We start from the raw sequence: 12,444 nt of genomic DNA on the forward strand, positions 1-12,444 counted from the left end.
CTTCTGGGCGTATGGTGGATCATACTATAGAAAGATGCTTGTGCTGCTTGCAGCACTTTTCTACGGCGTAAGTTTTCAGACCAGCACGTTTGCGCAAGGAGCGGCAGCCGACACGGCAACGCCCGCCGTCTACGCCACCGAGGCCAAGCAGGTCCTGCTGATCGAGGCCGAAACCGGCAGTGTGCTGTTTGAAAAGAACAGCGATCAGCCCTTCACCTCGGCCTCTCTCTCCAAGATGATGGTTGCGGAAGTGGTGCTCGATGCGCTGAAATCCGGTCGCCTGACGCTGTCCCAGGAGTTTCCCGTTTCCGAATTTGCCTGGCGCACCGGTGGCGCGCCGTCACGCACGGCGACGATGTTTGCTGCCGTGCGCTCGCGCGTGCCGGTGGAGGCGTTGCTGAAGGGCGTCATGGTGCAGATGGCCAATGATGCCTGCTTGATCCTTGCCGAAGGCATGGCCGGATCGGAGCAGGGTTTCGTCAAGCTGATGAATGAACGGGCGGCAGCGCTTGGCCTGAAGGACAGCCATTTTGCCAATGCAACCGGCCTTCCCGATCCCGGTAATAAAGTCAGCCTGCGCGACATGATCACGCTGGCGCAGGCGCTCAAGTCCAATTACCCGGATTTCTATGCGCTCTACGCTCAGCCGGATTTCGAGTGGAACAAGATTTTCCAGCGCAATCGCAATCCGCTTCTTGGCCAGTCACCCGGTGTGGATGGCCTGGCGGCAGGCTTTGCCGAGGGGGAAGGGTATTCCATCGTCGCCTCCGCGCAGCAGAACGGCGTGCGTCTCTATCTCGGCCTGGCTGGTAGCGAAAGTGACAAGTCCCGGCAGGAGGATGCGGCAAAGGCGCTGGCCTGGGGCTTTTCCGCCTTTGAGAAGCGCCGCCTGTTTGAGGCGGGGCAAGTGATCGGCGAGGCCAGCGTTTATGGTGGGGAACCGGCACAGGTACCGCTGGTCTCGCCGCAGCCGGTTGATGTCTATCTGCCGGTTGGCGCAAGCGATAAGCTGGAAGCCAAGGTGATCTATCCCTGGCCATTGCGCCCCGGCGTTGCCCAGGGCCAGCAGGTCGGGCATTTGAAGGTGATGCTCGGCGATAAGCTGCTGCGCGACATGCCGCTTCAGGCCGCGTCGCCGTCAACGTTGGGCTCGCTGGTCAAACGCACCCGTGACGCACTGGTGGAATTGCTGTTTTCCTGGGTTTGAGCCGACAGAGGTTTCCCAGGGCGCAAGCTTGCGTTACACAGCGGTTCTAGAGCAACGGACCGAAACGTGGGAACCGGTTTTCCGTCCGGAAATGCGTAAAAACAAAAGTTTAGAGCGTTTCGGTGTTTCCATGAAACACCGAAACGCTCTAAACAGGAAAGAAAGCGGATCAGTGTCGGTTGGCAGCGGATTATTCGTAACATTCGAAGGCGGCGAGGGCGCGGGCAAGTCCACCCAGATCAGGCTTCTGGCAAACGCGCTGGAGGCACTCGGCTTTGCCGTCGTCATCAGCCGAGAACCGGGTGGCTCACCCTGCGCCGAGGCCTTGCGACATGTGCTGCTGTCGGGTGCCGCCGAGCCGTTCGGGGTGGAAATGGAAGCCATCCTGTTTGCCGCCGCCCGCAATGACCATGTCGAAGCCCGGCTGCGCCCGGCGCTGCTGCGGGGCGATGTGGTGCTTTGCGACCGCTTCATGGATTCCTCGCGGGTCTATCAGGGCGCGACCGGCAATCTCTCTTCTGCCTTCATCGAGCGGCTGCAAGCCATTGCCGTGGACGGCGTGGTGCCGGACCTGACGATCATCCTCGATCTGCCGGCAAATATCGGATTGGCGCGGGCGAAAAACCGGGCTGGGGCCTTGGGAGAAGATGCGCCTGATCGTTTCGAGAAAGAGGAAATCGCCATTCACGAACGCCGCCGCGAGGCTTTTCAAGCTATTGCGCGGGCCGAGCCTGCGCGTTGCAGAGTGGTGGATGCGAGCGTCGGGATCGAGCAGATCGCCGAGGAGATTTTTGCAGCCGTGAAACCACTTCTGCCTCAAAACCACGGAAGGCACTAGGATGGAAAAGCCCGGTCTTCTCGATGGCGCCATTGCGCCCTTTGCCAATGACAAGCTGTTTGGCCATGGCGCGGCGGAACAGTTTCTGGCGGGCTCCTACCAGTCCGGCAAGCTGCATCATGCAATCCTGATCGAAGGGCCGGAAGGGATCGGTAAGGCAACGCTGGCCTTCCGTTTTGCTCATCATGTCCTGTCGCATCCCGACCCCGCCAGCGCGCCTTTCGTTCTTGCCGACCCGGACCCGAACTCGCTGGTCGGACGCCAAATTGCCTCCGGGGCCTCGCATAACCTCCTGCATATTGCCCGACCGGTGGATGAGAAGACCGGCAGGGCGAAAGCCTCGATTACTGTGGAAGAAATCCGCAAGGCCGGGCATTTCTTTTCCCAGACCTCGGGCGGTGGCAATTGGCGGATCGTTATTCTCGATCCCGCCGACGACATGAACCGCAATGCGGCTAATGCGATTTTGAAAGTGCTGGAGGAGCCACCGAAACGGTCGCTATTCCTGGTTCTGTCGCATGCGCCGGGCAAGCTTTTGCCCACCATCCGCTCGCGCTGCATGCCGCTGAAATTACAAACGCTTGGCGTGGACGATCTGGCCAGCGTGCTGGCGCACCTGGATGTTTCGCCTCCTGTGGAGCAGATGGCGGCGCTTTCCGATCTCTCCAAGGGCAGCGTGTCGCAGGCGTTGAAACTGATTAATTATGGCGGCATGGAAATCATCGCTGCCTTTAATGCGATCCTGGCGAGCGAAGGCCCGGCGGCAAGACGGCAGATGCACAAGCTGGCCGATGCGCTTTCAGCCAAGGACAGTGACGTGATCTATCATTTCTTCATCGAGCATCTGTCCGAATTCCTGATGGACAATGCGCGTGAAGTCGCCATGGCCGGTGATCTTGCCCGGGCCGAACGGCTATCGCGGCTTTCCAGTGCCATCGTCGAAAAGCTTGGCGTGGCCGGGGCCTATAACCTCGATCGCAAGCAGACGCTGTTGGAAATTCTTGGTGAGGTCGCGGCTGTATAAGCTTGATCGGGTTCTATAGCGCGATCAGCTTTGCAGCGACGACGACCAGAATAACCGCCAGGATCATTCTCACTGCTTTTTCCGGCAGGCGTGGTGCCGCATAACTTCCCAAGACGATTCCGGGAATGGAGCCGATCAGCAAGGAGCCCAGCAGCACCCAGTTGACATCGCCGATCACCCAATAGCCGATGCCGCCAATCAGCGTCAGGGGAATGGCGTGAGCAATATCAGAGCCAACGATGTCGTTGATGGCGGCACGTGGATAGAGAAACAGCAGCACGGTGACGCCGATGGCCCCAGCGCCAACCGAAGTCAGCGTAACGACTGCACCCAACACCAGACCTAGAACGACAGTGCCGATTGCAATGGCGCGCGGGCTCGGGCTGCGATGGGCTTGAAGCCAGTTGATTTCATAGCGCATCAGCAGATCGCGAAACAGCAGGATGAGTGCAGTGATCATCAGCATGATGCCGAGGCTGGTGGTCAGGAGATCGGTGGAATGGGCGCTTTTCCTGTCAACACCGCTCATCAGCCAGAGCGTCACTGACGTGGCCGGAATGCTGCCCAGCGCCAGCAGGCCGACCAGCCGCCAGCGGATATGTCCGTGGCGATGATGCACAGCGGCACCCGCCATCTTGGTGATTGCCGCATAGAGAAGGTCGGTTCCCACGGCGGTTGCCGGATGAATGCCAAACAGCAGCACCATCAACGGCGTCATCAGCGATGCGCCGCCGACGCCGGTAATACCAACCAGAGCTCCCACGAAAAAGCCTGAAAGCGAAACCATTGGATCGAATGAAAAACCGGTCAGAACGTCGCCTCCTCGGATTCGGACAGGGCCGATGAAAGCGATCTAGCGAAAGGAATGCACGCCGGTCAAGGCGAAGACCTCATGCGCAAAGCGCTTGGCCGAGAAACTTGTTGTTTCGCAACGCGGCGACATGCGCTAAGAGCGGCGGACATTCCTGATCGATAAAGCGGACTGCAAGGGCCGACCCATGAAAGATACGTTCTACATCACCACCGCCATCTCCTATCCGAACGGCAAGCCGCATATTGGCCATGCCTATGAGCTGATCGCCACGGATGCGATGGCGCGCTTCCAGCGGCTGGATGGCAAGGACGTGTTCTTCCTGACCGGCACCGACGAGCACGGCCAGAAAATGCAGCAGACCGCCCGCAACGAAGGCATTGCGCCAGAGGAGCTGGCAAAGCGCAATTCTGACGAATTCCGCGCCATGGGCAAGCTGCTCAATGCCTCCAACGACGATTTCATCCGCACCACGGAAGCCCGCCACCACGCCGCCAGCCAGGAAATCTGGAAGCGGATGGAGAAAAACGGCGACATCTACAAGGACAGCTATGCGGGCTGGTACTCGGTGCGCGACGAGGCCTATTACGCCGAAGACGAAACCGAAATGCGCGCCGATGGCGTTCGCTATGGGCCACAGGGAACGCCGGTGGAATGGGTGGAAGAGGAGAGCTATTTCTTCCGTCTTTCAGCCTATGAAGACAAGCTGCTGAAGCTCTACGAGGATCAGCCGGATTTCATCGGCCCTAATGAGCGCCGCAATGAGGTGCTGTCCTTCGTCAAGTCCGGTCTCAAGGACCTGTCGATGTCGCGCACCACCTTTGACTGGGGTATCAAGGTGCCCGGCGATGACAAGCATGTCATGTATGTCTGGGTCGATGCGCTGACCAATTACATCACAGCCACCGGCTATCTGACGGATGAAAACGGTCCGCGCGCCAAATATTGGCCAGCAGACGCCCATATCATCGGCAAGGACATTATCCGCTTCCACGCCGTCTACTGGCCGGCTTTCCTGCTGTCGGCGGGTGTTGCGTTGCCTAAGCGAATTTTCGCCCACGGATTCGTCCTGAACAAGGGCGAGAAGATGTCAAAATCGCTTGGGAATGTGGTTGACCCCTTTGACCTGTTGCAGCAGTTCGGTCTTGATAATGTCCGTTATTTCCTGTGCCGCGAAATCTCTTTTGGGCAGGATGGCAATTGTAATGCTGAGCTTATTGCTCCGCGTATCAATGCCGATCTCGCCAACGGCATCGGCAATCTTGCCAGCCGTTCGCTATCGATGATCGCCAAGAACCTCGACGGCAAGGTGCCGCAGCCCGGCCCTCTGACTGAGGCCGACGAGGCCATTCTTGCGATTGCCGACGAGGCCATTACCATCTGCCGCGAGGAAATGTCTCGCCAGCAGATCCACAAGGCTGTGGGTGCAATCATGAACATTGTCAACGAAGCCGACCGTTATTTCGCCGCCCAGGCACCCTGGGTGCTGCGCAAGACGGATGTGCCGCGCATGGAAACGGTTCTGTATGTCACGGCGGAAGTGGTGCGGCAGATTGCCATCCTGTTCCAGCCGATCATGCCCGACAGTGCGGCGAAGCTGCTTGATCTCGTGGCCATTGCACCGGATGATCGGGTGTTCGCCAAACTGGGCCAAGCAGGCCGCCTGACACCCGGAACGGAGCTTCTTGCCGTATCACCGGTCTTCCCGCGCTACGTTGCCCCGGACGCAGACAAAGCAGCAGACAAGGCCTGATAGATGCTGATCGATACCCATTGCCATCTGGATTTCGCCGATTTCGAGGAAGAGCGCGACGCGCTGGTGAAGCGCGCCCATGACGCGGGCGTCAAGCAGATGGTGACAATATCCACCCGCGTTGCCAAGCTTCCGGCGCTGTTGGCGCTGACGGAGCGCTATCCTTCGGTCTTCTGCTCGGTTGGTACCCATCCCAACAATGCCAATGAAGAGCTGGAGATTGGTGCTGATGATCTGGTGCGGCTGGCCGAGGCGCATGAGAAGGTCGTTGCCATCGGCGAATGCGGCCTGGATTACTTCTACGATACCCAAACGCCTGAAGACCAGAAGACCGGCTTCCTGCGTCATATCGAGGCGTCGCGCCGCACACAATTGCCGCTGGTAATCCATAGCCGCAGCGCCGATGACGACATGGCGCAGATCCTGCGTGAGGAGACGGCCAAGGGTGCGTTTCCCTTCATTCTGCATTGCTTTTCGGCTGGCGAGGCTTTGGCGAAAACCGGCGTGGAGCTGGGTGGCTATATTTCCTTTTCCGGCATCCTGACCTTTCCGAAATCGCAGGAGCTGCGCGATATCGCCAAGGATCTGCCGATGGACCGGCTACTGGTGGAGACCGACGCGCCTTACCTTGCGCCGAAGCGCTGGCGTGGAAAACGCAACGAACCCTCCTATGTCGTCAATACGGCGGAGGTGCTGGCGGAGGTCAAGGGTGTCAGCTACGCGGACATCGCCGCGATCACCACGGATAATGCATTAAGACTGTTTTCGAAAATGCCAAGGCTTTGAGTGACAGATGACCTATCTCCGCCGCTTCACCATTCTGGGATGCTCATCGTCGCCGGGCGTGCCGCGGATCAATGGTGACTGGGGAGACTGCGATCCTTCAAACCCGAAAAACCGGCGCACACGCGCGTCTTTCCTGATCGAGCAGATCGGCCCTGATGGCGGCAAGACCGTGGTTCTCGTCGATACCGGCCCGGATTTTCGTGAACAAATGATCCGAGCGGGTGTCCAATCGCTGGACGCCGTGGTTTATAGCCACGCCCATGCCGATCACTTGCATGGCATCGATGACCTGCGCGGCTATTCCTTGATGCAGCGCGGACGCATTCCGATCTATGCCGAGCCGGAGACCATGCGCCGGATAGAGACGGGGTTCGGCTATTGCCTGAAGACCCCTGATGGTAGCAATTATCCCCCCATCGTGCGCCCGCATCTCATCGAGGACATGGACCGTCCGGTCGAGATCGATGGCGCAGGCGGGCGCATTGCGCTCCTGCCGCTGGAACAGCAGCATGGCGACATTATTTCACTCGGCTTTCGGATCGGCGATGTCGCCTATTGCAGCGATGTCAGTGATTTCCCAGCGCATACCGTGCCGCGCCTGGCTGGGCTGGATGTGCTTGTTATCGATGCCCTGCAATATAGGGAGCATCCGAGCCACCTGTCGCTGTCGCAATCACTGGCATGGATCGACCGGCTTGCCCCGAAGCGGGCGATATTGACACATATGCATATTCCGCTCGATTACGACACCGTCCTGCGCGAAACGCCTGACCATGTCGAGCCGGCCTATGACCAGATGCAATTCGAGGTCACGCTTTCAGCCTGATTTCTCGAAAACATGGCGCGGGCCAGGATAGACGATGTTGAACAAGCCTTTTCAATCTCCCAGCACAGCCAGCTTTCTCAACAATCTGAAAGCATCCCGGCTTCAGGCACTGCTACGGCGGGGCGAACTGGGGCTTGTGGTGCTGGCCGCCATTATCGGCATACTCGCGGGTTTGCTGGTGTCACTGGTCAGTTTCTTAAGCGCCAGTCTGCATTTTCTTATTTTCGGAGTGGAAGGCACGCTGAGTGGCAGCGGCATTACCGGCCCTATTGTGCTGGGCGGCCCTATAATCGGAGGGGTCATCCTTGGCATTATCGTCTTCATCCTGTCCAAAACCCGTAAAAAGCCGATGGTCGACCCCATCGAGGCCAATGCGCTGCATGGCGGACGGTTGTCACTGACCGACAGCATCATCGTTTGCGTGCAGAATATCATTTCCAACGGTTTCGGGGCCTCAGTGGGGCTGGAGGCCGGTTACACCCAGATCGCCTCCGGCTTTGCCTCCAAGCTTGGCGTCAAGCTGAAGCTGCGGCGCGGTGACTTGCGGCTGCTGGTGGGCTGCGGGGCCGCCGGTGCGATTGCTGCGGCCTTCGATGCGCCGCTGACCGGTGCTTTCTACGCGGTCGAACTGATCATCGGCTCCTATACGGTCGTGACGCTTGCCCCGGTGATCGTCTCGGCGCTGGTGGCAAAAATCGTTACCAGCCAGATCGGCGGGCAGGGCCTGTCCATTGACATCGGTGCGGTTGGTAACATCACCCCAATCGATTACCTGCCCGCCGTCATGCTCGGCATTGTCTGCGCAGGCGTTGGCATCGTGCTCATGCAGGCGGTATCCTTCATCGAGGAAACCGCGCGCAAGAGCTTCATCTCCCAGCCCTTCAGGCCAATGATCGGCGGGATCATCATCGGCCTTCTGGCGCTGGTCTCCCCGCAGGTTCTGGCCGGTGGCCACGGTGCGCTGCATATCAACCTCAATACCCAGAGCAGCCTTTATGCGCTGGTGCTGCTGTTCGTCCTGAAATCCATTGCCAGCGCCGTCTCCATCGGCTCCGGCTTTCGTGGCGGCCTGTTTTTCGCCTCGCTGTTCATGGGTGCGCTGCTCGGCAAGATCTTTGCCTTTGGTGCCATGCTGTTTCCAGTTCTGACGCTGACGCCGGTGATTTATGCCGTGGTCGGCATGAGCGCCTTTGCCGCCGCCGTCATTGGTGGACCGCTGACCATGACCTTTCTGGCTCTGGAATTGACCGGCGACTTTCCGATCACCGCGCTGGTGCTTGCCTCTGTTATCACCACCTCGCTGGTGGTGCGGGTGTCGTTCGGCTATTCCTTCGCCACCTGGCGTTTTCACCTGCGCGGCGAAACCATTCGCAGCGCCCAGGATGTCGGCTGGATACGTGACCTGACGGTGGCCAAGATGATGCGCGCCGATGTCCGCACCGCCAAGCTCTCCATGGGGCTTGAGGAATTCTGCAAGCAATTTCCCTTGGGCTCGACCCAGCGGGTGATCATGGTCAATGACGACGGCCGCTATGCCGGTATCGTGCTTCTGCCGGAAATCTATGCCGATCCAATGGACCGCGAGGATGAGAGCCGCAGCCTGGAAACCTATCTGCGCTATACCAAGGATGTGCTTTTGCCGACCATGAATGTCAAACAGGCCGCCGCCATCTTTGATTCCACCCAGAGCGAAGCGCTGGCCGTGATGAACGACCGCGTCCAGAACCGTCCAATCGGCTTGCTGACCGAAAGCCACACGCTTCGCCGCTATAGTGAAGAACTGGACCTGCGACGCCGGGAGGTTGCAGGCGAGTTCTAACAGTCTAACCAATAATCGCCGCTGGCCGTTTGCAAATGGCAATTTCTGCGCTTCCGGTACTCACGTACTGTAGCGAGGTGGCAGGCAAGTTTTGAACGCACCATGCGGTAAAATGATAAGCTGACATCTTCTGGGAAAGTGGTGAGCGCGCAGGGATTCGAACCCTGGACCTACTGATTAAAAGTCAGTTGCTCTACCGGCTGAGCTACGCGCTCCCGAAGCGGAGCAACTGCCCCTCTGGAAGTGCGCGGACCATATGCAGGGCGGTGTTTTCGGTCAACCCAAAAAAACAGCTTTTTTCACATTTTCACCAGAGGTTTTTATGGCTTTGGCAAAAAGGTGATTGGCACGTCATTGCCATCGGGGCTACCACACCGATTAAAATAGATACCGGGCGGTGAGGACATTGTGACGATTGCTGAAATTCCATTTCTGACGGCGCTTGTGGCCGGGACGCTGTCCTTTCTCTCGCCCTGTGTTTTGCCGCTGGTGCCGCCTTACCTCTGCTATATGGCGGGGGTCAGCGTCGAGCAGTTTCGCGGTGAGGCGGTGGCGGTTGACCGGCGGGCGCGCTCGGCGGTGATTTTTTCGGCGCTGTGTTTCACCCTGGGCTTTGCCACCGTCTTTGTGGCGCTCGGGGCAGGTGCTTCCTCCATCGGTATGATGTTGCGTCAGCATCTCGATCTGCTGTCGAAGATCGGTGGCTTGATCATCATCATCATGGGGCTGAATTTTTTGGGGTTGTTTCGCATTGGCCTGCTGGCCCGCGAAATGCGCTTTTCAGGTGGCGGCAAGCCTGCGACCCTGACAGGGGCCTATGTGATGGGGCTGGCCTTTGCCTTCGGTTGGACGCCCTGCATCGGCCCGGTACTGGGTGCTATTCTCGCGGTCGCCGCAGCCCGTGACACGGTCGGACAGGGGGCGGTGCTGCTGGCGGTCTATTCGCTGGGGCTTGCCATTCCCTTTTGGATCGCCGCTGGCTTTTCAGGGGCTTTCATGCGGTTTCTTACCCGGTTTCGCCGCCATCTCGGCCTTGTGGAAAAGCTCATGGGGTTGCTGCTGGTCGCAACCGGGCTTGCCTTCATCTTCGGTTTTGTGTCCGATCTGGCGATCTGGTTTCAGCAGAGCTTTCCGATCTTGTCGCGGATCGGATAAGTTTTCGGTCCATCAAGCCTGATCTCAGAATCGCGACTTCAGCTTGTCGCGGATCATTTGCGGAAATGCGCCGAAACCACGGCCCGGTGCGACGCCCTCGCGCATGGCAAAATGGCGCAGGGGTGACAGGTTTGAGAGAAGGTGAATACCGGCGGCGCGCACCATTTGCACCGGCAGGAAGGACGACAGCAGCGAGCGGTTCAGAAGATCGACGCTGGCAGTGCGGCTCCAGACATCCACCTTGCGGCGGCGGTCGAATCGGTCGCCAAGTGTTGCGCCGAGTGGCTTTTGCGGCTCATGCCCGACAAGATCTTCAAGGGCCATGATGTCGCGCAGGCTGAGATTGAGGCCCTGCGCGCCGATGGGCGGGAAGGCATGCGCCGCCTCACCGATGAAAACGGCGCGGCCCTTTCCGTAGCGGTTGGCGCTCATGCCCGAAAGCGGCCACGCCTGGGCCGGTGCCTCGACTGTGACTTGCCCCAGTAGGGACTGCATGCGTGCTTCGACCAGAGCGCTGAGCTCTTCGAGCGGCAAGGATGTCAGCCGCTCCGCTTCCGCAGGCTCGACCACCCAGACCAGGCTGGAACGGTTGCCTTTGAGCGGCACCTGAGTGAACGGCCCGGTTTCGGTGTGAAATTCGGTCGAGACATTGTTGTGGGGCAGGGCATGGGTGAAATTCAGCACCACGGCCGTTTGCGGATAGGACCAGGTCCGCACCGCCACATCCGCCGCGCCGCGCGTCATCGAGTGCCGGCCATCGGCACCGACCACCAGATCGCATTCGATAACAGTGTTATCGGCAAGCGTTACGCGAGCAGTGTCGGTCGTAAAATCAATCGAGGCGGCTTGTTGATGCAAAATGGTAAGATTGGGTTCTCGCGCCAGGGCAGCGTCGAACACATCGAGAAGATCGCGATTTTCAAAATTATAGCCGAAGGCGGTCAGCCCGATTTCAGAACTGCGAAAGGCGACAGGCGGCGCGCGCAGCAGTCGCTGGGTGCCATCGATGATCTGCATGGTCGAAAGCGCTTCGCCTTGGGATTTGAGGTCTTCCCACAGGCCGAGACGGTCAAGGAAGCGGATCGATTGATCCATCAGCGCCGTGGTGCGGCGATCTTTCGGGCGGGTATCCCCGGCAACCAACGTTACCTTGCGCCCGCGCCGTGCCAGCGTCAGCGCCGCGACCGACCCAGCCAGACCCGCGCCAATTACCGTGACATCGACCGTTTCCATCGTCTGCTCCTTCATGCATTCATCTGCAAAATAGGGTGTCTGACGCTGAAAATCCATGGGCTTGTGTGTCGCAACCGAATGACGATATGTCGCGGCGTGGTGCTGGAAAACGGGTAAAGCCTGGATGAAAGGTTGCATTTGGGGCAGATTCGGAGAATATCCCCCAACCAATCAAAGGGGTTTCTACCGGCGGATTATGAAGATTTTCAACTATAAGCGCGTACCCTATGCAGAGATGCGCGCGTTTTCCGTGCATATTCTGACAGCCTCCGGCTCGTTCCTGGCCTTTCTGGGGGTCGTGGCCGCCGCAGAGCATCGTTTTGTCGATATGTTCTGGTGGCTTGGCCTGGCGCTGGCCGTGGACGGCATTGATGGGCCGATTGCCCGCAAGGTCAAGGTCAAGGAGGTCCTGCCCAATTGGTCAGGCGATACGCTCGATAACATTATCGATTATGTCACTTATGTCCTGCTTCCTGCGTTTGCGCTTTATCAGAGCGGTATGATCGGCCAGCCCTGGTCCTTCGTCGCTGCCGGAATGATCGTGGTGTCCAGCGCTATCTACTATGCCGATATGGGCATGAAGACCGACGAATATTTCTTCTCCGGCTTTCCGGTGGTGTGGAATATGATCGTTTTCACCCTGTTCGTCATCGATGCATCGGCGACGACAGCGATGATCGTGGTCGGCATTTCCGTGGCGCTCACCTTCCTGCCGATCAGCTTCCTGCATCCCGTCCGGGTCAAACGGCTGAGACCGCTTAATCTGGCGGTGTTTTTCCTGTGGTGCGGACTGGGGGGCGCGGCCTTGCTGATGCACTTCCAAACGCCGTCTTTCCTGGTCATCCCCTTCATTATCAGTGGCATTTACCTCTATGTGATTGGTGGAATTCTCCAGGCTTTTCCGTTGCTTGGCCGTAGTTGAAAACAATGCCCTGCCTTAAAAACGGGCAAGACCCAAAAAATAACCTTTCCGGTAGTTGTAAGCGGCAATA

General features: G+C 58.8%; 11 protein-coding genes and 1 tRNA gene. 9 read left to right on the plus strand and 3 right to left on the minus strand.

Going from position 1 to position 12,444, the window contains the following annotated elements; all coding sequences use genetic code 11:
* Window positions 1-34: 34 nt before the first annotated feature.
* From FS819_RS06820 to FS819_RS06830, 3 genes are all read left to right on the plus strand, one after another.
* Window positions 35-1,207: a D-alanyl-D-alanine carboxypeptidase family protein gene (locus FS819_RS06820; protein ID WP_070165111.1), complete on the plus strand. Its 1,173-nt coding sequence runs from the start codon at window positions 35-37 to the stop codon at window positions 1,205-1,207.
* 130 nt (window positions 1,208-1,337) lie between these two features.
* A complete protein-coding gene (tmk, locus tag FS819_RS06825) occupies window positions 1,338-2,045 on the plus strand; it encodes a dTMP kinase (protein ID WP_156547799.1) in 708 nt (235 codons plus the stop codon).
* A 1-nt stretch (window position 2,046) separates the two neighbouring features.
* Window positions 2,047-3,069, plus strand: coding sequence for a DNA polymerase III subunit delta' (locus FS819_RS06830; RefSeq protein WP_156547798.1), 1,023 nt, complete (start codon window positions 2,047-2,049; stop codon window positions 3,067-3,069).
* Window positions 3,070-3,082: 13 nt separating this feature from the next.
* Here the strand turns inward: FS819_RS06830 and FS819_RS06835 are convergent, their stop codons facing one another.
* Entirely contained in the window at window positions 3,083-3,856 is a 774-nt protein-coding gene (locus tag FS819_RS06835) for a sulfite exporter TauE/SafE family protein (protein WP_156547797.1), read from the minus strand.
* A gap of 211 nt (window positions 3,857-4,067) precedes the next feature.
* Between FS819_RS06835 and metG the strand changes: the two genes are divergently transcribed.
* From metG to FS819_RS06855, 4 genes are read left to right on the plus strand one after another with little or no spacing between them, the layout of a single operon-like run.
* The gene (metG, locus tag FS819_RS06840; protein ID WP_156547796.1) at window positions 4,068-5,633 is read left to right on the plus strand and encodes a methionine--tRNA ligase; all 1,566 of its coding nucleotides are present in this window, start codon (window positions 4,068-4,070) and stop codon (window positions 5,631-5,633) included.
* Between the two features lie 3 nt (window positions 5,634-5,636).
* Window positions 5,637-6,419: a TatD family hydrolase gene (locus FS819_RS06845; protein ID WP_156547795.1), complete on the plus strand. Its 783-nt coding sequence runs from the start codon at window positions 5,637-5,639 to the stop codon at window positions 6,417-6,419.
* Between the two features lie 7 nt (window positions 6,420-6,426).
* Window positions 6,427-7,245, plus strand: coding sequence for an MBL fold metallo-hydrolase (locus FS819_RS06850; protein ID WP_156547794.1), 819 nt, complete (start codon window positions 6,427-6,429; stop codon window positions 7,243-7,245).
* 34 nt (window positions 7,246-7,279) lie between these two features.
* A complete protein-coding gene (locus tag FS819_RS06855) occupies window positions 7,280-9,064 on the plus strand; it encodes a chloride channel protein (RefSeq protein WP_071206365.1) in 1,785 nt (594 codons plus the stop codon).
* 139 nt (window positions 9,065-9,203) lie between these two features.
* Here FS819_RS06855 and FS819_RS06860 read toward each other — a convergent pair.
* Window positions 9,204-9,279 (minus strand) — tRNA-Lys (locus FS819_RS06860).
* A 193-nt stretch (window positions 9,280-9,472) separates the two neighbouring features.
* On the opposite strand from FS819_RS06860, the gene FS819_RS06865 reads away from it, so the two are divergent.
* On the plus strand, window positions 9,473-10,219 hold the full coding sequence (locus FS819_RS06865) for a cytochrome c biogenesis CcdA family protein (RefSeq protein ID WP_070164653.1): 747 nt from the start codon (window positions 9,473-9,475) through the stop codon (window positions 10,217-10,219).
* 24 nt (window positions 10,220-10,243) lie between these two features.
* Here FS819_RS06865 and FS819_RS06870 read toward each other — a convergent pair whose 3' ends face one another.
* Window positions 10,244-11,452, minus strand: a complete 1,209-nt coding sequence (locus FS819_RS06870; RefSeq protein WP_156547793.1) for a UbiH/UbiF family hydroxylase — start codon at window positions 11,450-11,452, stop codon at window positions 10,244-10,246.
* 196 nt (window positions 11,453-11,648) lie between these two features.
* Here FS819_RS06870 and pcsA point away from each other — a divergent pair, with 196 nt between their 5' ends.
* Complete coding sequence (gene pcsA, locus FS819_RS06875) at window positions 11,649-12,374, plus strand: phosphatidylcholine synthase (RefSeq protein WP_156547792.1); 726 nt, start codon at window positions 11,649-11,651, stop codon at window positions 12,372-12,374.
* The last annotated feature ends 70 nt before the right edge of the window (window positions 12,375-12,444 follow it).

Origin of the sequence: Allorhizobium sp. Av2 (assembly GCF_021462805.2) — a bacterium.
Classification (GTDB): Bacteria; Pseudomonadota; Alphaproteobacteria; order Rhizobiales; family Rhizobiaceae; genus Allorhizobium; species Allorhizobium vitis_G.